At 74.5% G+C, this 18,798-nt stretch carries 16 protein-coding genes; 12 read left to right on the forward strand and 4 right to left on the reverse strand.

Going from position 1 to position 18,798, the window contains the following annotated elements:
- Positions 1 to 13 precede the first annotated feature (13 nt).
- Together ECOMGDLI_RS07365 and ECOMGDLI_RS07370 are read right to left on the reverse strand one after the other, a co-directional pair.
- Positions 14 to 1,312, reverse strand: coding sequence for an amidohydrolase family protein (locus ECOMGDLI_RS07365; RefSeq protein ID WP_088315609.1), 1,299 nt, complete (start codon positions 1,310 to 1,312; stop codon positions 14 to 16).
- Positions 1,309 to 2,940, reverse strand: a complete 1,632-nt coding sequence (locus ECOMGDLI_RS07370; protein WP_088315611.1) for a DUF885 family protein — start codon at positions 2,938 to 2,940, stop codon at positions 1,309 to 1,311. Before ECOMGDLI_RS07370 ends, ECOMGDLI_RS07365 begins: the two co-directional genes overlap by 4 nt.
- Positions 2,941 to 3,012: 72 nt before the next feature.
- On the opposite strand from ECOMGDLI_RS07370, the gene ECOMGDLI_RS33695 reads away from it, so the two are divergent.
- The 9 genes from ECOMGDLI_RS33695 (at position 3,013) to ECOMGDLI_RS07415 (ending at position 11,608) form a co-directional block, all read left to right on the forward strand.
- The gene (locus ECOMGDLI_RS33695) at positions 3,013 to 4,032 is read left to right on the forward strand and encodes a LacI family DNA-binding transcriptional regulator (RefSeq protein ID WP_158220926.1); all 1,020 of its coding nucleotides are present in this window, start codon (positions 3,013 to 3,015) and stop codon (positions 4,030 to 4,032) included.
- Positions 4,033 to 4,208: 176 nt separating this feature from the next.
- Positions 4,209 to 5,810 carry an ABC transporter substrate-binding protein gene (locus ECOMGDLI_RS07385; RefSeq protein ID WP_088315615.1) on the forward strand — a complete coding sequence of 534 codons (1,602 nt, stop codon included), beginning with the start codon at positions 4,209 to 4,211 and terminating at the stop codon, positions 5,808 to 5,810.
- A gap of 14 nt (positions 5,811 to 5,824) precedes the next feature.
- Complete coding sequence (locus ECOMGDLI_RS07390; RefSeq protein ID WP_198954642.1) at positions 5,825 to 6,907, forward strand: ABC transporter permease; 1,083 nt, start codon at positions 5,825 to 5,827, stop codon at positions 6,905 to 6,907.
- On the forward strand, positions 6,904 to 7,794 hold the full coding sequence (locus ECOMGDLI_RS35295) for an ABC transporter permease (RefSeq protein WP_143447560.1): 891 nt from the start codon (positions 6,904 to 6,906) through the stop codon (positions 7,792 to 7,794). Before ECOMGDLI_RS07390 ends, ECOMGDLI_RS35295 begins: the two co-directional genes overlap by 4 nt.
- A 5-nt stretch (positions 7,795 to 7,799) precedes the next feature.
- Positions 7,800 to 8,816 carry an ABC transporter ATP-binding protein gene (locus ECOMGDLI_RS35300; protein WP_198954643.1) on the forward strand — a complete coding sequence of 339 codons (1,017 nt, stop codon included), beginning with the start codon at positions 7,800 to 7,802 and terminating at the stop codon, positions 8,814 to 8,816.
- Positions 8,813 to 9,769, forward strand: coding sequence for an ABC transporter ATP-binding protein (locus ECOMGDLI_RS07400; protein WP_088315619.1), 957 nt, complete (start codon positions 8,813 to 8,815; stop codon positions 9,767 to 9,769). The genes ECOMGDLI_RS35300 and ECOMGDLI_RS07400 overlap by 4 nt, the downstream gene beginning before the upstream one ends.
- Positions 9,766 to 10,212 carry a Rid family hydrolase gene (locus ECOMGDLI_RS07405; protein ID WP_088315621.1) on the forward strand — a complete coding sequence of 149 codons (447 nt, stop codon included), beginning with the start codon at positions 9,766 to 9,768 and terminating at the stop codon, positions 10,210 to 10,212. The genes ECOMGDLI_RS07400 and ECOMGDLI_RS07405 overlap by 4 nt, the downstream gene beginning before the upstream one ends.
- Positions 10,209 to 11,210: an LLM class flavin-dependent oxidoreductase gene (locus ECOMGDLI_RS07410; protein WP_088315623.1), complete on the forward strand. Its 1,002-nt coding sequence runs from the start codon at positions 10,209 to 10,211 to the stop codon at positions 11,208 to 11,210. Before ECOMGDLI_RS07405 ends, ECOMGDLI_RS07410 begins: the two co-directional genes overlap by 4 nt.
- Positions 11,207 to 11,608, forward strand: a complete 402-nt coding sequence (locus ECOMGDLI_RS07415) for a DUF4440 domain-containing protein (protein ID WP_088315625.1) — start codon at positions 11,207 to 11,209, stop codon at positions 11,606 to 11,608. The genes ECOMGDLI_RS07410 and ECOMGDLI_RS07415 overlap by 4 nt, the downstream gene beginning before the upstream one ends.
- A 22-nt stretch (positions 11,609 to 11,630) precedes the next feature.
- Here ECOMGDLI_RS07415 and ECOMGDLI_RS07420 read toward each other — a convergent pair whose 3' ends face one another.
- On the reverse strand, positions 11,631 to 12,338 hold the full coding sequence (locus ECOMGDLI_RS07420; protein ID WP_088315627.1) for a response regulator transcription factor: 708 nt from the start codon (positions 12,336 to 12,338) through the stop codon (positions 11,631 to 11,633).
- Between the two features lie 70 nt (positions 12,339 to 12,408).
- Here ECOMGDLI_RS07420 and ECOMGDLI_RS07425 point away from each other — a divergent pair, with 70 nt between their 5' ends.
- The 3 genes from ECOMGDLI_RS07425 (at position 12,409) to ECOMGDLI_RS07440 (ending at position 17,394) form a co-directional block, all read left to right on the forward strand.
- Entirely contained in the window at positions 12,409 to 13,749 is a 1,341-nt protein-coding gene (locus tag ECOMGDLI_RS07425) for a HAMP domain-containing sensor histidine kinase (protein ID WP_088315629.1), read from the forward strand.
- Between the two features lie 2,536 nt (positions 13,750 to 16,285).
- Positions 16,286 to 16,714 carry a multicopper oxidase domain-containing protein gene (locus tag ECOMGDLI_RS36725; RefSeq protein ID WP_369812724.1) on the forward strand — a complete coding sequence of 143 codons (429 nt, stop codon included), beginning with the start codon at positions 16,286 to 16,288 and terminating at the stop codon, positions 16,712 to 16,714.
- Positions 16,714 to 17,394, forward strand: a complete 681-nt coding sequence (locus ECOMGDLI_RS07440) for a hypothetical protein (protein WP_088315634.1) — start codon at positions 16,714 to 16,716, stop codon at positions 17,392 to 17,394. Before ECOMGDLI_RS36725 ends, ECOMGDLI_RS07440 begins: the two co-directional genes overlap by 1 nt.
- 144 nt (positions 17,395 to 17,538) lie before the next feature.
- Here the strand turns inward: ECOMGDLI_RS07440 and ECOMGDLI_RS07445 are convergent.
- Positions 17,539 to 18,798: cupredoxin domain-containing protein (locus tag ECOMGDLI_RS07445; RefSeq protein ID WP_143447563.1), on the reverse strand; the 1,260-nt coding region annotated here is incomplete at its 5' end.

The raw sequence follows: 18,798 nt of genomic DNA on the forward strand, positions 1-18,798 counted from the left end.
TCCTCCGGGCCGGTCAGGCCGCGTGGTCGGGGTGGCCGTACCCGGCACGGTCGTCGCGGACGACGGTCCCGCCCTTCATGACCCAGCGGATGCCGCGCAGCGCCGAGACGTCGGCGGTGGGGTCGCCGTCCGTCGCGACGAGGTCGGCGAACCGGCCGGGGGTCACGCTGCCCACGTCGCCGTCCGCGCCGAGCCAGCGCGCCGGGACGACGGTCGCGGCCCGCAGCGCCGCGGGCGCGTCGAGCCCGTGGCCGGCGCCGAGCGCGGCCATGTGCTCGAGCTCGCGGACCGTCGCGGAGGTCCCCTCGAACGGCCAGAACGGCGGCATGTCGCTGCCGAGCATCACCGTGACGCCGGCCGCGAGCGCCATCCGGTAGCTCTCGACGTGGCGCGGCCCGGCGTCCAGCGACCGCTGCTGCATCCACGCCGGGACCCCGAGGGAGTCGAAGAAGGCCGCGCACCGGGTGACGACGAGCGTCGGCACGAGGGCCGTGCCGGCGGCGGCCATCGCCGCCGCGACCTCGGCGGTCAGCTGGTAGCCGTGCTCGACGCAGTCCAGGCCCAGCTCCACGGCCTCCGCGATGACCTCCGCCGGGCCCGCGTGCGCGGTGACCTTGCGGCCCCAGGCGTGCGCCGTCCCGATGACCGCGGCCATCTCGTCGCGGGTCAGCTGCGGCGTCGAGATCTGCTCGTGCTCACCGGCGATGCCGCCGGAGATCATCACCTTGACGAGGTCCGCGCCGACCTTCACCTGGAGCCGGACCCCGCGGGTGAAGCCGTCGGCCCCGTCGCACTCGAGGGTGTCCGGGCTGTCGTGCCCGTGCCCGCCGGTGCACACGAGCGCCCGGCCCGCGGTGAAGATCCGCGGGCCCGGGACCCGGCCGGCGTCCACCGCGCGCCGCAGGTCGAGCTCGGAGTGGTCCTTCTCCGCGACGCAGCGCACCGTCGTGACGCCGCTGAGCAGCGTGCGCCGGGCGCCGTCCGCCATGTACAGCGCGAGCGCGTACGGGCCCATCGCCATGATCTCGTCGCCGGCGGCGCCGGGCAGCGACAGCGAGAAGTGGGTGTGCATGTTGAGCAGCCCGGCCATGACGTGCGCGCCGCCGAGGTCGATCTCGCGGACGGCGTCCCCGGCCCCACCTCGGACCTGCCCGGCCCGGACCTCCTGCTCCGGCCCGACCGCGAGGATGCGGCCGTCGTCGCCGACGAGCACCGCGGCGTCGCGCAGGACGCCGTCGTGCACGGAGTCGAAGACGTGGCAGCCGGTGACGAGCGTGCGGGGGCGGACGTCGGCGCGCGGCGTCGTCGTCACGGCTCCGTACCGATCGCCGCGAGCTCGTCGGTGAGCCCGAGCAGCTCCCAGCGCAGCAGCGCGACGGGCACGTTCCCGTTGAGCCACAGCGCGTCGTGCAGCCGCCGCAGCTCGAAGGTGTCGCCCTCGACCCGGGCCGCGTCGGCGACGAGGGCGAGGACCTGGCTCTTGCCGATCTGGTAGGTGATCGCCTGCCCGGGGCACTCGGCGAAGAACGAGGCCTCCTCGACGGCGGTCTCGCGGTCCATCGGGACGAGGCGCTCCAGCACGTCCGCGGCACCGGCGACGTCGAGGTCCCCGAGCGCGAGCGCGACGTCGACCTCCACCCGCAGGGCGCGCAGCCGCATCATGTTCGCGAGGATCGCCCGGGAGTGCGGGGCGTCGTCGAACAGCCCCGCAGCGAGCATGAGCTCCTCGTTGTAGAAGGCGATGCCCTCGTTGGAGCCGGAGTCGTAGTAGTGCCGCCGGACCGGTCGCGGGTGCGCCCAGGACAGGGCGAGCTGCTGGAAGTGCACCCCTTCGTGGACGATGCCGAGCCGGGGGTCGCGCGCGTTGGCGGCGTAGAAGTACGGCAGGTCCGGCCCCGGTGCGGGGACGTACGCGGTGCCGTCCTCGTCGAGCCGGTCGGGACCGGTGAGGTCGTCGGTGACGCCGAGGAACCGCAGCGGCTCGAGGTACGCCGGCATCGGCAGGTTGAGGTAGTCGCGCAGCGCGTCCGGCTGCGTGAGCAGGCCCTGGTCCTCGTAGAAGGCCCGGACCTGCGCCATCCCGCGGGCCTCGTCCGCGGCCTGCGCCGCGGCGTCGGCGGGCAGGTCCGGCAGCGGGACGGCGGCGGCCCGGTTGCGCGCGACGACCTCGAAGGCCCGCGCGCGGTCGTACTCCAGGCGCCCGATGTCCCGGACCCGCTCCGGCGACCACGGCACGCAGGCGACCTCGCGCAGGAACCAGGCGTAGGGCTCACGCCCGACCGGCTCGGCGTCCGGCAGCCCGGGCAGCCACGTCGCGAGGACGTCCCGGAAGGCGCCGAGCGCACGCCCGGCGTCCGCGGCGGCGGCGAGCAGGTCGTCGGCGACGTCCGGCGCCAGGTCCGCGACGGCGGCCACGAGCGCCCGCGCGCTCGCGACGACCCGGGCCTCGACGTCGGCGAGCTCGTCGACGGCCGAGCGCGTGAACGGGGCGACGCAGCGGCCCTCGACCATCTCCAGGCCGGTGGCGAGCGTGCCGGGTGCGGCCCGCAGGAGTCGCAGCACCTCGGCGGCGCGCGGCGCGTCGACGCCGGGGCGCAGCAGGGTGTCGAAGACGGGGCCGATCGCCTGGTCGACGTAGAACCGCGGCTGCGCCCACACCTCGAGGACGTCGAGCTCCCAGGTGAGCCGGGCCACGGCCGAGCGCAGCAGGCGGTGGTCGACCCGGTCGGCGACCTGGGCGCCGGCGACCGCCGGGGCGAGATCCGCGAGCTCGGCGGCGAAGCCGTCCCGGGCCGCCCGGTGCCGCACCACGGCGTCCGCGCCGACCTCGGGCAGCCAGCCCGCCGGCCGGTCGAGCCGGGGGATGTCGTCCCGGCCGCGCGGCTGCTGCACGGCGCGCCACCGCCAGAACCGGTCCGCGAGGTCGTCGAGCTGCTGCATGGTCCCCAAGACTCGACCTGGACAATCGTTTGCGCAACTATCGTCGCCGGGAGCGTGCGAGGAGGGAGAGCCGTGGCCGTCGACCTGCGCGGCGTCGCGGCCGAGTGCGGGGTGTCGGTGGCGACCGCCTCCCGGGCGCTCAACGGCTCTCCGCGGGTGAGCGCGGACACCGTGCGCCGGGTGCGCGAGGCCGCGGACCGGCTGGGCTACCGGCCCAACGCCAGCGCGCGGGCACTGCGGACCTCCCGCTCCCGGTTCGTCGGGCTCGTCGTGACGAACCTCGTCAACGTGAGCTTCCACGTCATCGCCGAGGTCGTGCAGCAGCGCCTCGCGGAGCAGGGCTACCAGATGGTGCTGTCCGTCACGGGGGGCGACGCGGCGCACGAGCTCGAGGCGCTGCGGATGCTCGCCGACCACAGCGCCGAGGGCGTCGTCGTCGTCGGGGCCGACGCACCGGCCACCGACGAGCTGCGCCGGCTCGCGCTGCCCGCCGTGCACCTGGCCCGGCGGCCCGACCGGCCGGCGGGCGACTGCGTGCTCGTCGACGACCTCACCGGTGCGCGGGACGCCACCGCGCACCTCGCGGGCCTCGAGCACCGGCGGATCGCCGTCGTGTGCGGCCCGCAGACCGTGACGTCGGGCCGGGAGCGGCTCGCCGGCTACCGGCTCGGCCTGCAGGACGCCGGGGTCGCCGAGGCCGCCGAGCTCGTCCTGCCCGGCCCGTTCACCCCTGCCCACGGGCGGGACGCGGTGGCACGGCTGCTCGCGCTGCCGGCCCGGCGCCGTCCGACCGCGCTGCTCGTGACGAACCACGAGGCGGCGTTCGGGGTGCTCCCCGCGCTCCACGAGGCGGGGGTCGACGTGCCGGGCCGGCTCAGCGTCGTCTGCTACGAGGACGCCGAGATCATGCGCTGGTGGCACCCCGCGGTCACGGTCGTCGACATCAACCCCGCGGAGATGGGCGAGCTCGCCGCCCGGCTCCTGCTCGAGCGGATCACCGGTGCCCGGCCCGGGACGACCCGGCCGGGGGAGTTCCGGGTGGGCACCCACCTCACCGTGCGGGCCTCGTGCGGGGCACCGCCGCCCCGGTGACGGCGGGGAGACGGTGATGTTGCGGTTGGGATACAAGCGGTCCCCGGATGCGGATCTTGCTTGACGGCCGGTGGCGGTGCTGCGACCGTTGCGCAGTCGCCGGGCTGCGTAATCGTTTGTACTGGCGACGCCGCGCGGGCGGACGGCCCGTCGACCACCTCGGAAGTGAGGGCAGCATGCGCAAACGCTCGTTCGTCGTCGGCTCGGCGTCGCTGGTGGCGCTCATGGCGCTCGCCGCGTGCGGGGGCGGGAGCTCGGCGGGCACGCCGGCCTCCGGTACCGGCTCGGCCGCCGCGCCCGCGAACCAGACCCTCGTCGTCGACACGACCTTCAACCTCAAGACCGTCGACCCGGGCCGGATGTTCGAGACGACGGGCCTGCTCATCGACCGCGCCCTCTACTCGACGCTCCTCACCTTCACGGGCGGCGACGTCAAGAAGCCGGTGCCGGACCTCGCCGAGTCCTACACGGCGTCCCCGGACGGCACGACGTACACGTTCAAGCTCCGCAGCGACGCGGTCTTCTCCGACGGCACCCCGGTCACGTCCGCCGACGTCGTGTTCTCCCTCAACCGGGTCAAGGCGATCGCGGGCAACCCGTCGTTCCTCATGGCGGGCATCACCGTGACGGCGCCGGACGCCTCGACGGTCGTGCTCACGAGCGAGAAGCCGAACCCGTCGATCCCGTTCATCGTGCCGAACCCGGCGCTCGGCATCCTCAACTCCAAGGCCGTCAAGGCCGCGGGCGGGACGGACGCCGAGGGCGCGGACAAGAACGACAAGGCCGAGACGGCGCTCAACACGGCGTCCCAGGGCAGCGGGCCGTACACCCTGACGAGCTTCAGCACGACGACGCAGGTCGTCCTCGAGGCGAACGCGAAGTACTGGGGCACCAAGCCGGCCTACTCCAAGGTCGTGCTGCGCAACGTCGCCGCCAACGTCCAGAAGCTCAACGTCACCAAGGGCGAGTCCCAGATCGCGCTCGACCTCTCGCCGACCCAGGCCGAGGGCATGAAGGACGTGCAGGTCGTCAACGGGGCCTCGCCGAACGTCTTCTTCCTCTTCACGAACGACGACCCCAAGATCTCCGCGACGACGGCGAACAAGGACTTCCAGGAGGCCGTCCGCTACGGGATCGACTACGACGGGCTCGTGACGCTCGCCGGCACCGGCTCGACGCAGGCGGCCGGCGTCATCCCGACGATGTTCCTCGGCAGCCTGCCGGCCGGGTCCGGCGTCAAGCGCGACGTCACCCGGGCGAAGGCCGCGCTCGCGCGGTCCGGCATCAGCAACCCGACGGTCGACATCGGCTACCCGAGCGACTTCGCCTCCAACGGCATCGCCTTCGGCGACCTCGCCGCCCGGGTGCAGGCCAACCTCAAGGAGGTCGGCATCACGGTGAACCTCAAGGGCTCGTCGGTGCAGACCGCCCTCGCGGAGTACCGCGACGGCAAGGAGCAGATGGGGCTGTGGTTCTGGGGCCCGGACTACCCGGACCCGGGCGACTACCTCGTCTTCCTCCCCGACCAGCTCGTCGGCAAGCGCGCCGGCTACGTCAAGGGCGCGAACCCGGCGCTCGAGGCGCTCGGCGAGAAGGCCGCGACGACGGTCGACGACGTGGAGCGGGTCAAGCTCTACGAGCAGATCCAGACCGAGCTCAACACGACGAGCCCGTTCATGCCGCTCCTGCAGCCGGCGCAGATCGTCGTCGCCGGCCCGTCGGTGAAGAACGTGCAGTCGAACGCGGTCTGGCTCGCGACGCTCAGCGAGCTCGGTTAGGACCCGTACCGACAGTGAGCTCTGCCGACAGCGCCCTCCCGGTCCCGGTGGGACGCCCGCGCACGCGGGCGTCCCGCCGGGACCTGTGGCGTTTCCTCGCCAAGCGGCTGGCCGCGGGCGTGGTCCTCTGCATCGGGATCACCCTCGTCTCGTTCGTGCTGACCCAGCTCGTCCCGGGCGACCCGGCGGCCGCGAACCTCGGCAACCGGGCGGTCGAGGACCCGGCCGCGGTCGCCGCCTTCCGCGCGCAGTACGGCCTCGACAAGCCGCTGCCGGTCCAGTACGGGGTCTACCTCGGCAAGCTCGTCCGCGGCGACCTCGGGGAGTCGCAGCAGAGCCACCGCACCGTCAAGGCCGACCTCGCCGAGTACATCCCCGCGACGTTCGAGCTCGCGCTCTTCGCCATCGTGCTCTCGCTCGTCGTCGGGGTGACCCTCGGCGTCGTCGCTGCGGTGTTCCGGGACCGCTGGCCGGACCAGGTGCTGCGCGTGGTGAGCCTCGCCGGTGTCTCCATGCCGACGTTCTGGATCGCCCTGCTCGCGTTCTTCGTCTTCTTCTACAAGCTCGGCTGGCTCCCCGGGGGCGGCCGGCTCGGCCCGGCGCTCACCCCGCCGCCGCGCACCACCGGGATGTTCACGGTGGACGCCGCCCTGGCCGGCCAGTGGAGCGTCCTGGGTTCCGCGCTGGAGCACCTGGTCCTGCCCGGGCTCGTCCTCGCCACCTACACCGTGGGGATGCTGCTGCGCTTCACCCGGGCGTCCATGCTCGAGATCCTCGGCAACGACTACGTCCGCGCCGCGCGGGCCAAGGGCCTGCCCGAGCGGGTCGTCGTCGTCCGGCACGTGCTTCGCCCGGCGCTCATCTCGATCATCACGGTGGCCGGTCTCGCGTTCGGCAGCCTGCTGTCGGGCACCGTCCTCGTCGAGACGATCTACTCCTGGCCGGGCCTGGGGCAGTACGCCTACACGAGCGCCAAGAACCTCGACCTGCCGGCGATCATGGGTGTGAGCGTCGTCGTCGCCGCGGTCTACATCGCGATCAACCTGCTCGTCGACCTGCTCTACGGCGTCATCGACCCGCGGATCCGGCTGTCGTGAGCGCCGGTTCCGTGCAGGCCGCGGCAGGGACGACGCCGGACGTCACCGGCGTCACCGGGGTCGCCCGCGCCCCGTGGCGCTCGCCGCTCGCCGTCGTCGGCGTGACGATCATCGCCGGCTGGCTCGTCCTGGCCGCCGTCGCGCCATGGGTCGCCCCGAGCGACCCGCTCGCGCAGGACGCCGCGATCCTCCAGGCGCCGTCGGGGGCGCACTGGTTCGGCACCGACGAGCTCGGCCGCGACGTGCTGTCCCGGGTGCTCCACGGCGCCCGGATCTCGCTGCCGCTGGCCTTCGTCCTCGTCGCGGCCTCGACGCTCATCGGCTCGGTCGTCGGTGCGGTCGCCGGGTTCTTCGGGCGCTGGGTCGACTCCGTGGCCATGCGGCTGGCCGACCTCGTCTTCGCGTTCCCCGGGATCATCCTCGCGCTCGCCATCGCCGCCGCGCTCGGCCCGCAGCTGCGCAACGCGGTCATCGCCGTCGTCATCGTGTCGTGGCCCGGCTACGCCCGGCTCGTGCGCAGCCTCGTGCTCGCGGCCCGGACCTCGCAGTACGTCGTCTCCTCCCGGCTGCTCGGCGCGTCCGGGCTGCGGACGCTGTTCGTCGACGTCCGGCCGAACATCGCCGGCCCGGTCCTCGTCATGTCGGCCCTCGACATCGGCAACGCCGTCCTGCTGCTGTCCGGTCTGTCGTTCCTCGGGCTCGGCGCGCAGCCGCCGACGCCGGAGTGGGGCGCGATGGTGGCCGCCGGGTCGCAGAACTTCGACCGCTGGTGGGTCGGCCTGTTCCCGGGCCTGGCGATCCTCACGGTCGTCCTGGCGTTCAACTTCGTCGGGGACACCCTGCGCGACGTGCTCGACCCGCGCACGGCCCGGGCGCTGCGGGAGTGAGCGCCGTGGAACCGCTGCTGCGGGTCGAGGACCTGCGCGTCGACCTGCCGACCCGGCGCGGCCTGCGGCCGGCCGTCGACGGGCTGTCCTTCGACGTCGCCGAGGGCGAGATCGTCGGCATCGCGGGGGAGAGCGGCAGCGGCAAGACGATGACCGCGATGACGCTGCTCGGCCTGCTGCCGCACGGCGCCCGGACGAGCGGGTCCGCCCGCTTCGACGGCCGCGAGCTGCTCTCGCTGCCCCGCCGGCAGCTGCGCGACCTGCGCGGCCGGCAGATCGCCATGGTGTCGCAGGACCCCTCGACGGCGCTGCACCCGATCCTGCCGGTCGGCACCCAGGTCACCGAGCACATGCGCCACCACCTCGGGCTCTCGAAGAGCGCGGCCAGGGCGGAGGCCGTCGACCTGCTCGCGACGGTCCGGATCCCCGACCCGGAGCGGGCGCTCGGCGCGTACCCGGGGCAGTTCTCCGGCGGCATGCGGCAGCGCATCGCCATCGCCGTGGCGCTCGCCGCCCGGCCCCGGCTGCTGCTCGCCGACGAGCCGACGACGGCGCTCGACGTGACCGTCCAGGCCGGGATCCTGCGGCTGCTCGACCGGCTGCGCCGCGAGCGCGGGCTCGCCGTCCTCGTCATCACCCACGACCTCGGGGTGATGTCCGCCGTGGCCGACCGGGTCGCCGTGATGTACGCCGGGCGGCTCGCCGAGAGCGGGCCGCGGGCCGAGGTGCTCGCGCGGCCCCGGCACCCGTACACCCGGGGGCTGCTCGACGCGCTGCCGCACCCCGAGGCCGCCGACGACCCGGCCCGCGTCGCGCTGCGGCCGATCCCGGGCAGCCCGCCCTCCCTCGGCGAGGTGCCGGCCGGCTGCCCGTTCCACCCGCGGTGCGCGTTCGCCGTCCCGGCCTGCGCCACCGACCGCCCCGAGCCGCTGCCGGTCACCGCCGGGCACCTGCTCGCCTGCCCGCCGGACCCGCTGCACCGGACCGGCGCCGCGCCGGCCGACGAGGAGGCCCCCGCATGACCGGCCCGGGCGCCACGCGCGACGACGGACCGGTGCTGCTCGAGCTGGCCGCGGCGGCCGTACTCGACGGCGTCGACCTCACGGTGGCCGCCGGCGAGGTCGTCGGGCTCGTCGGGGAGTCCGGCTGCGGCAAGTCCTCGCTCGGTCGGGCCGCCGTCGGGCTCGAGCCGCTCGCCGCCGGCTCGGCCCGTTTCCTCGGCGAGCCGGTGACGACGATCGGCCGGGGCGCCCGCCCGGGCCGGCTGCGCCGGCTCCAGATGGTGTTCCAGGACCCGTACTCCTCGCTCAACCCCCGGCGCACGGTCGGTGACCTCGTCGCCGACGGCGTGACCCTCGGCGGCGGCAGCCGGGCCGAGGGCCGCACCCGGGCCGCGGCCCTGCTCGAGCGGGTCGGGCTGCCGGCGTCCGCGACCGCTGCCTATCCGCACGAGTTCAGCGGCGGCCAGCGGCAGCGGATCGCCATCGCGCGCACCCTCGCCGCCGACCCGCTGTGCATCGTCGCCGACGAGCCGATCAGCGCGCTCGACGCCTCCGCGCAGGCCACGGTCGCGAACCTGCTCTCCGGGCTGGTCCGCGACGGCGGCATCGGGCTGCTGCTCATCTCGCACGACCTGTCCGTCGTGCGGCAGGTCGCCGACCGGGTCGCCGTCATGTACCTGGGGCGGGTCGTCGAGGTCGGTACCACCGAGCAGGTCTGGTCCCGCCCGCAGCACCCGTACACGCAGGCCCTCGTCGCGGCGATCCCGCGGCCGGACGGCGGCGGCGTGCTGCCCGCGGACCTGCCGGGTGACGTCCCGGACCCGGCGGACCCGCCGTCCGGCTGCCGGTTCCACCCGCGCTGCCCGATCGCCGAAGACCGTTGCCGCACGACCGACCCGCGCCCGGAGCCGGTCGCCGGCCGCGAGGTGGCCTGTCTCGTGCGGGCCGCGCCGTCCGCCCGGGCCGACGCATGAGCGGGCCGGTCACGACAGGTGCCGGGACGCAACGGTTGCGCGACGGCACGGGCTGGCAGGACGTCGGCGGCTACAGCCGGGCGGTGCGCCGCGGCCCGCTCGTCGCGGTGAGCGGCACGACCGCGCACGGGCCGGACGGTGCGGCCCTGTTCCCCGGGGACACGTACGGCCAGGCGCGGCACTGCCTCGGCGTCGTCCTCGGCGCGGTCGAGGCGCTCGGCGGCACCCGGGAGGACGTCGTCCGCACCCGCGTCCTGCTCGCCCCGGACGCCGACTGGGAGGCCGCGACCCGGGCCCACGGGGAGGTCTTCGGCGCCGCACCACCGGCGAACAGCACCTACTACGTCGCCGGGCTCGTCGGTGACGGCTTCCTCGTCGAGGTGGAGGCCGAGGCGTTCGTCGCGCCGGGCGGCGGCGCGGCCGCGGGGGCGTCGTCCGGATGAGGTTCTCCCTGCGGCTCAACAACGACGTCGCCCCCGACGACCTCGTGCTGCTCGCGCGCACGGCCGAGGACCTCGGCTTCGACCAGCTGTGGGTCTCGAACGACCTGTTCCTGCGCAGCGCCCCCGTGCTGGTCGGCGCGCTCGCGGTGCGGACCACGACGCTCGGGCTCGGGATCGCGGTGATGAACCCGTACTCGGTGAACGTCGTCGAGGTCGCGATGGCGGCCGCGACCCTGCAGGAGCTGAGCGGCGGCCGGTTCAGCCTCGGGCTCGGCGCCGGGTCGCAGGAGTTCCTCGGCTGGGCGGGGCTCGAGCGGCCGGCCCCGCTCGGGACGACCCGGCAGGCGGTCCACGCCCTGCGCCAGCTCCTCGGGCACGAGGACGTCGACCCCGCCGGGCTGCCCGGCTGGGCCGCCACGAAGCGGCCGCTCGGCATGGCCGTCGGCCGCCCCGTGCCGGTCTACGTCGGGGCGATGGGCCCGCGGATGCTGCACATGGCGGGGGAGTGCGCGGACGGCGCACTGCCGCTGCTCTACCCGCCGGAGCACTTCGCCGCCGCCCGCCGCCAGGTCGAGGACGGCATCGCGGCGGCCGGCCGCAGCCGGGCGGCCTTCGACCTGCCGGCCTGCTTCTGGGTCTCGGTGGCGCAGGACGCCGCCGCCGGACGCGCGGCGCTGGCGAACAAGCTCGCCTACTACGGCCCGTCGATCTCGCCGACGCTGCTCGCCGCCGCCGGGCTCGCGCCCGGCGACTTCCTGCCGGCGGCGCGGCTGGCCCAGCGCGGCGAGGACGCCGCCGCGCTCGTCGACGACCGGATGCTGTCCCTCGGCATCGCCGGTGCCGCGCAGGACGTCGTCGACCGCTGCCGCGGCCTCGTCGCCCTGGGCGCCGACCACCTGTCCTTCGGGCCGCCGCTCGGCCCGGACCCGGTCGCCGCCGTCCGGGTGCTCGGCACCGACGTCCTGCCCGCCCTGCGCGCGATCGGAGCCCCCGCATGACCGAGCCGCTCACCGGGGACGCCGCCGAGGTCTGGACGGCGATCAACGCGGTCTACAGCGCGTTCCTCGCCGGCGACCCGGTCGCGGCCGACGCGCACCTGCACCCGGACGTGACGATCTGGGACTCCGAGCACGTCCCGCTCGTCGTGGGGCTCGGCGGGCTCGCCGCGCTGCGGGCGGCCCGCCCCGCGGCGGGGGAGGGGCCGGGGGTACGGGCCATCGAGGCCGGCGACCCCGTGGTCGACGTCTGGGACGACGTCGCGCTGCTGCGGCACACGCTCGTCGTCCGCTTCCACGGCGGGTACCCGGACGAGACGGTCCGGAACACGAGCGTGTGGCGCCGGGTCGGCGGACGCTGGCTCGCCGTGCACAACCACGAGGACGTCGTCGCCCGCTGAGCGTCGCGGCGCCCGCGGGCGCTCAGCCCCCCGCCACGCCGTCCGCCTCGAGGCGGTAGCCGAAGGAGTGCAGCGTCGTGATGACCGGCGCCTCGACGCCGGCCGTCGCGGCCGCCTCCTGGAGCTTCTGCCGCAGCGTCGTCAGCGTGACGTTGAGCGACTTCTGCGCCGAGCGCCCCGGGTCCGGCCACAGCTCGCGGAGCACGACCTGCCGGCTGACCGCCCGCCCGACGGACCGTGCGAGCAGGGCGACGAGCTCCAGCTCCTTGGGCCGCACCGGTGCCTCGACCCCGCCGACGCTCACGCTGCGGCGGTCGGTGTCGACCGTCAGCGCGCCGGCGACGAGCGGGGCGGGCGGCGCCAGGGGCGAGAGCCGCCGGGTGTGCGCCCGCAGCCGGGCGAGCACCTCCATCATCGTGAACGGCTTGACGAGGTAGTCGTCCGCACCGGCGTCGAGCCCCGCGACGATGTCGATCGCCTCGCCGCGGGCGGTCGCGACGACGATCACGGCCTGCGGGTGGCTGCGGCGCAGGCTCCGGACGACGTCGAGCCCCTCGGCGTCCGGCAGACCCAGGTCGACGATGCAGACGCCGACCGGCCCCTGCGCGGCGGCACGCAGGGCCAGGGCACCGGTCACGCACCACGTGACCTCGTGCCCCTGCTCCTCGAGTCCCGCGGCCAGGATCCGGCCGATGATCTCGTCGTCCTCCACCACCAGCGCCCCTGGCATGCCCCCAAGGCTACGATCGGCGCCGTCGCGGTCAACACCCCGGATCAGGGGGCCGCGCCCAGGAGGCCCGGTGCGGCGGCGGCTGGTGGTCAGCTCCCTCGTGACGACGCTCGTCGCGATCGTGCTCTTCGCCGCGCCGCTCGCGGTCGTCATCCACCTCGTCCTCCTGCGCGACTCCGACGCCGGGCTCGAGCGGGCCGCGCTGCGCCTGGCCGGTTCCCTGGACCCTGCCGACGTCGCGGGCTCGGCGCGGGCGGCGGGCGCGGACGACGGGTCGGGCCGCCGCGCCGGGGTGCGCCTGGCGGTCTACGGCCCCGACGGCCGGCGCCTCGCGGGGGAGGGACCGGCCACGACGCCGGTGCTCGCCGTCGACGACACGTGGCCGCGGCAGTCGGACGCCGCCGGTTCGCGCGTCGTCGAGATCCCCGTCGAGGAGCGAGGGGTCGTCGTCGCGATGGTGCGGGCCGCGGAGCCCACGACGGCGGTGCGGACCCGGACCGTGCAGTCGGTCCTCGGGCTGGCCGCGCTCGGCCTGCTCGTCCTCGGCCTCGCCGCCCTCGTGGCCCGCCGGCTCTCGGCCCGGGTGTCGGCGCCGATCCAGGACCTCACGACCGCGACCCGGGCGCTCGCCGAGGGGGTCTTCGCCGTCGACATCCGCCGCTCCGGCATCCCCGAGCTCGACGAGGCCGCCGCCGCGCTCACGGCGACGGGGGAGCGGCTCGGCGGTCTGCTCGAGCGGGAGGCGGGCTTCGCGGACGACGCGACGCACCAACTGCGCACGCCGCTCACCGGGCTGCGCCTCGCCGTCGAGGCGGCCCTGGCCGGGCCGGACCACGCGCTGCGGGCCGGGCTCGGCACGGTCTCGGAGGCGACCGACCGGCTCGTCGTCGTCGTCGACGACCTCGTGTCGCTGCGCCGGCCGGCCGGGTCCGGGGCCGCCGACCCGCAGGCCCGGCCGCTCGCTCCGGAGACGCTCGGCCGGATGGCGCAGTCGCGCTGGGCCGCCGCCTACGCCCGTGCCGGCCGCCCGCTCGACGTCCTCGTCACGGCGCGTTCGGCCGGTACGGCCGCGGCCGAGGCCGCCGTCCGGCAGGCGCTGGACGCGTTGCTGGACAACGCGTTGACGCACGGCAGGGGGGCGGTGACGGTCACGGTCCGGGACGCGCACGGTGCGGTCGCGGTCGACGTCGCGGACGAGGGCGACACGGTGCGGCTGCCGAGCGCGGAGCTGTTCCGACGAGGGGTGGCGACCGCGGGCGGCAGCGGGATCGGGCTCGCGCTCGCGCGCTCGCTCGTCGCGGCCGAGGGGGGCCGGCTCGAGCTGACGTCCCGCGAGCCGACCCGGTTCACGCTGCTCCTGCCCGGTGCCGGCCGCCCCGGCGCCCGCCGGGCGGAGGGCGAACCGGCTTAGCCAGGACTTAGCCGGGTCCCCCCAACCCGGGGCTGCCCGCGGCGCCGTCTCCTGCCGAGGATCGTCCTCGCTGGTCCTGCCGGGTGCGACGGCGGACGGCGCCGGGGCGGCCCTGCTGGGCGTTTCGCCCCGTCGAAGCGGGAGGCCCGTGCGGCCGACCAGGGGCGAAGGAGCGCAGCACCGTGACCATCGACAACGAGATCCGGACGGACGGCGTCACGGCCGCACCGCGGCCGGGAGAGTCCCCCGCGGCGCCCGAGGCGGAACGGCCGCGGAGGGGACCGTCCCGCCGGACGGCGTTACGGCTCGGGGCCGCGGGCACCGCCGCCGCCGGCGTGGCCGCGGCACGTGTCGTCGCGGTGCCGGACCTGACGAACCAGGGGCAGATGTCGGCCCGCGGTCTCGTCGGCGCGGCGGCGATGGCGTTCTCGGACGCCATCTACGTCGAGGCGTTCCCGACGAGCCCGCTGATCCTCAGCCCGTTCTCCGACCCGCTGCCGGTCCCGAAGGCGATGCGCCCGGTCCCGCCCTCGGAGTGGAAGGCGTGGCCCGACCCTCCCGGGCCCGGCGCCGGCCAGCAGACGAACGCGGACGCCGACGAGCGGCACCAGATCTGGTGCGACCAGACCCCGGGGGCGAGGCCTGGTCTCGAGCCGCTCGTCTACGAGATCGACCTGCTCGTGCGCGGGCACTCGTTCACGACCTCGAAGGTGCTGCCGATCGACTCCAAGGGGCGGCCCACGGTCTCCTTCGACGCGACCGGGTCCACCTACGCCGCCGGCACCGTGCGCTCGCTGCCGCAGAGCACGATCTACGGTTTCAACGGCACCTTCCCCGGGCCGATGATCAACAACGAGTACGGCCGCCCCGCGCTCGTGCGGTTCCGCAACCGGCTCGACGAGAACCCGTGGGGGTTGGACCGGCAGGACTTCGGGGCGCCGGACTGGTCGTTCCTCACCCACCTGCACAACGCGCACACCGCACCCGAGAGCGACGGCAACCCGCACTACACGATGAAGTACGGCCCCAAGTACCAGGGCTACCGGCCCGGTGAGTGGTGCGACAACCTGTACCTGAACTGGCCGGCGGGTGGCGACGACCGGGAGAAGCAGAGCTTCTTCTGGTTCCACGACCACCGGATGGACCACACCGGCTCGAACGTCTACAANACTTCGGGGCGCCGGACTGGTCGTTCCTCACCCACCTGCACAACGCGCACACCGCACCCGAGAGCGACGGCAACCCGCACTACTCCATGGTGCGCGGGCCGAAGTACCAGGGCTACCTACCGGGGCTGTACGTCGACAACCTCTACCTGAACTGGCCGGCCGGTGGGGACGACCGGGAGAAGCAGAGCTTCTTCTGGTTCCACGACCACCGGATGGACCACACCGGCGCCAACGTCTACAAGGGCATGGTGGGGCTCTTCCCGATCTACGACCCGAAGGACTACGGCTCGCCGAAGGGGATGTACGACGGGGGTGACGAGCGGCAGGGGCTGCGGCTGCCCGGGGTGCGCACCGACAACGGCGACGGTTCGTTCGACGTCAAGTACGACATCCCGCTCGCCTTCTACGACGTCCGCCTCGACGACGGTGTGACGACGCACAAGGACATCCACGACTCCCAGGGCGAGTTCCCGCTCGCGGGCAACCCCCGCACGCACCCGGAGTGGTGGGGCAAGAGCTTCTTCAAGCACTTCCCCAACCACGGCTTCGTCGGCGACATCTTCACCGTCAACGGCACCGCCTACCCAGTGCTGCGGGTCAAGCGCCGCAAGTACCGGCTGCGCTTCCTCGACTGCTCGATCGCGCGGATCTACGAGTTCAAGCTCATGACCTCCACCAAGGGCCCGGTCGCTGCCAGGGACCTCGGCTACGCGGATGACGAACTGCAGGGCCAGTACCGGATCCCGGACGGCCAGCAGTGCATGAAGTTCACCCAGATCGCCTCCGACGGCGGCCTGCTGCCCAAGCCGATCNTCTTCACCGTCAACGGCACGGCCTTCCCGGTGCTGCGGGTCAAGCGTCGCAAGTACCGGCTGCGCTTCCTCGACGCGTCGGTCGCGCGGATCTACGAGTTCAAGCTCATGACCTCGACGAAGGGCCCGGTCGCCGCGAAGGACCTCGGCTACTCCGGCGACGAGCTGCAGGGCCAGTACCGGATCACGGACGGCCAGCAGTGCATGAAGTTCACCCAGATCGCCTCCGACGGCGGCCTGCTGCCCAAGCCGATCGTCCGCGACTCCTTCGAGCTGTGGCCCGCCAAGCGCCGCGAGTTCATCGTCGACTTCACGAAGTACCAGGACGGCACGCCGACCACCCCGGGCGACGTCATCTACCTGACGAACGTCATGAAGATGGGCGACGGCCGGATGTGGGACAGCTCGACCCGGTTCTCCGCGGACCCGAACTACAAGGTCCCGGTGGTGAAGATCATCATCGAGGAGGCCGTCGTCGACAACAGCAAGATCCCGACGAAGATGCGCCCGGTCCCGCCGCTTCCGAGCAACTGGAAGACGTTGATGGACAACCGGATGATCTTCGAGGTGCAGCGCGGCGGCGCCGGCGGCGAGACCGAGTGGCTCGTCAACGGCCAGCCGTTCGAGCCGAACCAGATCACCACCAGCCTGAAGAACCCGGCGGGCAGGACCCCGCTCGCGCAGCAGCGCAAGGGCTCGTTCAACCTCTGGGAGATCCGCAACGGCGGCGGCGGCTGGGTGCACCCGTTCCACCTCCACATGGAGGAGCACCGCACCGTCATGCGCAACGGCAAGGACGTCTCGGTGAAGGCGGACGCCGGTCACCCGGACGACCTGAGCCGTGAGGACCTCGTCAACCTCGACCCCAGCGAGTCGGTGATCCTCTACCGCGGGTTCCGGGACTTCACCGGTCCCTACGTGGCGCACTGCCACAACCTCGCGCACGAGGACCACGCGATGATGTTCGGCTGGGAGATCGTCTGATGTCGCTCGACGTCGTCCCCGGCCCCGCGACCAGCGAGGCCGGGGACGAGGTCGCAACGCCCGTCGCCGCCGGCGGGCGGGCCCCCGTGCCGTGGGGCACGGTCGCGGCGCTCTCCGTGCTCGTGTCGCTCGCCGACGTCTTCCTCGTCGTGTCGCTCCAGGGCGCGGTCGGCTCGATCGAGCGGGCCCAGGGGCCGTTCGCCCTCTGGCTGGAGATCTCCGCGCTCCTGCTGCCGTTCCAGGTCGGTGCGGTCCTGCTCGCCCTGCGCGCCGCCCGGCGCCGGGTCGGCCCGTCGATCCGGACCCTGCGCACCCTCGCCGTCGCGGGCGCGCTCGTGGTCGCGGCGACGAGTGTCGTCGGCGTCGGCGCGCTCGTCGCCAACGCGGCCAGGGACTACCAGTTCCAGGCCTCCGAGGCGGACCGGATGGCGTACATGCACCACGGTACGGCCACCGTGGCCGGGGCCGCCGCGGCCGCGGCGACCCCGGGCCGCAACGACGCGACGTGCGTCGGCCCCTGCCACGCCAAGCGGGCGACGCTGCGCGCCCACGCCCGGGGCATCGCGCACGTCGCCCCGTTCGTCGTCCTCGCGAACGTCGTCGTCGTCGGCTGGGTCGTCGCCCTCGCCGGTGGCAGCCTCGACGCCGCGTCACGCCGGCGCCGCCCGGCGGCCGCCTGACACCGATCGCCACCCGTCGTCCCCGCGACGGGCAGCACCAGCGCCCGCGCCGGTCACCCAGCCGGCACACACGTCCCAGCGGGTGCGCCCACGACGAAGGCCCCGTCCGTGCCCGGACGGGGCCTTCGTCGTACCGAGCGGCCGTCAGACGGACTCGAGGGTCCCGGCGTCCTGGTCCGCGTCCGCGCCGAGCAGCCGACCGTCGGGGCCGTCGTCCGGGTCCGCGTCCTGGCCCGCCTCCGGACCGTCCGCGCCGTCCGGGCCGTCGTCGGCGAGGTCGTACCGGCCCCGCAGCACCCGGCCGCCGGCGAGCAGCCCGAGCAGGCCGAGGACGGCGACCGCTCCGGTGGTGCGCAGCGGCAGCCCTGCCAGCGGCCCGGACGCCGAGGTCGACGACACGGGCGCCGCCCGGACGACGAGGGCGCCGAACATGCCCTCGTGCGCAGGGTCGGCGTACCGCACGGTGCCGGTGCGGTCGAGGGTCAGGCTGAAGCGCTTGCCGGGAGCGAGCGTCCTGTCGAACGAGCCGTCGGCGGCCTTGACCCGGTGCGGCGTCGCACCGACGTTCACCCAGACGACGGTGTCGCCGGCACGGACGTCGAGCAGCGCGGGGCTGAACGCGTCGTCCTTGGCCTGCACCTCGTAGGTCGTGCTGCTGCCGTGCCGGTGCACCGCCGGTGCCGCCGGCCCGGCCGCGGAGTCGTCCGCGCCCGCCGCGGGCAGCTTCACGTTCTTCGCGGCGGCCTTGACCATGAGCATGCCGTCCATCCCCGGGTGGAACGTGCACACGTAGTCGACGGTGCCCTCCTTGCGGAGCACGTAGTTGAAGCGCTGCCCCGGTTGGAGGGTCTTGTCGAACGACCCGTCCTTGGCGGTGACGGTGTGCGGGATGGTCCCGGTGTTGACCCAGCTGACGGTGTCGCCGACACGGGCGTCGAGCATCTTCGGCGTGAACGCCATCTCGGTGGCCTTGATCTCGTACGTCTTCGTCCCGTCGGTCTTGGCGGCGGGCGGCGGTGCGGCCGCGGCCGGCTTGGCTGCGGCGCCGTTGCCGGAGACCGTGCCGCCCGAGCCGGCGGGCGGCAGGGTCACCCCGGCCGGGGCCGGGCCGACGACGAGCGTGCCCTTCATGCCGGGGTGGTAGGTGCAGACGTACGGGATCGTGCCCTCCTTGCGCAGGACGAGCCGGAACGTCGCGCCGGGCATGAGCTGCTGGTCGAAGGACTTGTCGGCGGCCGTCACGGTGTGCGGCATCTGGCCGGCGTTGGTCCACACGATCGTGTCGCCGACGTGGGCGCTCACGCTCGTCGGGGAGAAGACGCTGTCCTTGAGCGTCACCTTGATGGTCTTGGACTGCGCGCCCCCGCCGCTCCGAAGACGGCCACGGTGTCCATGGCCAACAAG

It is taken from the genome of Kineosporia sp. R_H_3 (genome assembly GCF_002198675.1).
Taxonomy (GTDB): Bacteria; Actinomycetota; Actinomycetes; order Actinomycetales; family Kineosporiaceae; genus R-H-3.

Bases quoted from the DNA above. Each gene is read 5' to 3' on its own strand.
- ECOMGDLI_RS07370 (WP_088315611.1), bottom strand. From the start codon at position 2,940: ATGCAGCAGCTCGACGACCTCGCGGACCGGTTCTGGCGGTGGCGCGCC.
- ECOMGDLI_RS07420 (WP_088315627.1), bottom strand. From the start codon at position 12,338: ATGCCAGGGGCGCTGGTGGTGGAGGACGACGAGATCATCGGCCGGATC.
- ECOMGDLI_RS07440 (WP_088315634.1), top strand. From the start codon at position 16,714: ATGTCGCTCGACGTCGTCCCCGGCCCCGCGACCAGCGAGGCCGGGGAC.
- ECOMGDLI_RS07400 (WP_088315619.1), top strand. From the start codon at position 8,813: ATGACCGGCCCGGGCGCCACGCGCGACGACGGACCGGTGCTGCTCGAG.
- ECOMGDLI_RS07415 (WP_088315625.1), top strand. From the start codon at position 11,207: ATGACCGAGCCGCTCACCGGGGACGCCGCCGAGGTCTGGACGGCGATC.
- ECOMGDLI_RS07405 (WP_088315621.1), top strand. From the start codon at position 9,766: ATGAGCGGGCCGGTCACGACAGGTGCCGGGACGCAACGGTTGCGCGAC.
- ECOMGDLI_RS07385 (WP_088315615.1), top strand. From the start codon at position 4,209: ATGCGCAAACGCTCGTTCGTCGTCGGCTCGGCGTCGCTGGTGGCGCTC.
- ECOMGDLI_RS36725 (WP_369812724.1), top strand. From the start codon at position 16,286: ATGATCTTCGAGGTGCAGCGCGGCGGCGCCGGCGGCGAGACCGAGTGG.
- ECOMGDLI_RS07410 (WP_088315623.1), top strand. From the start codon at position 10,209: ATGAGGTTCTCCCTGCGGCTCAACAACGACGTCGCCCCCGACGACCTC.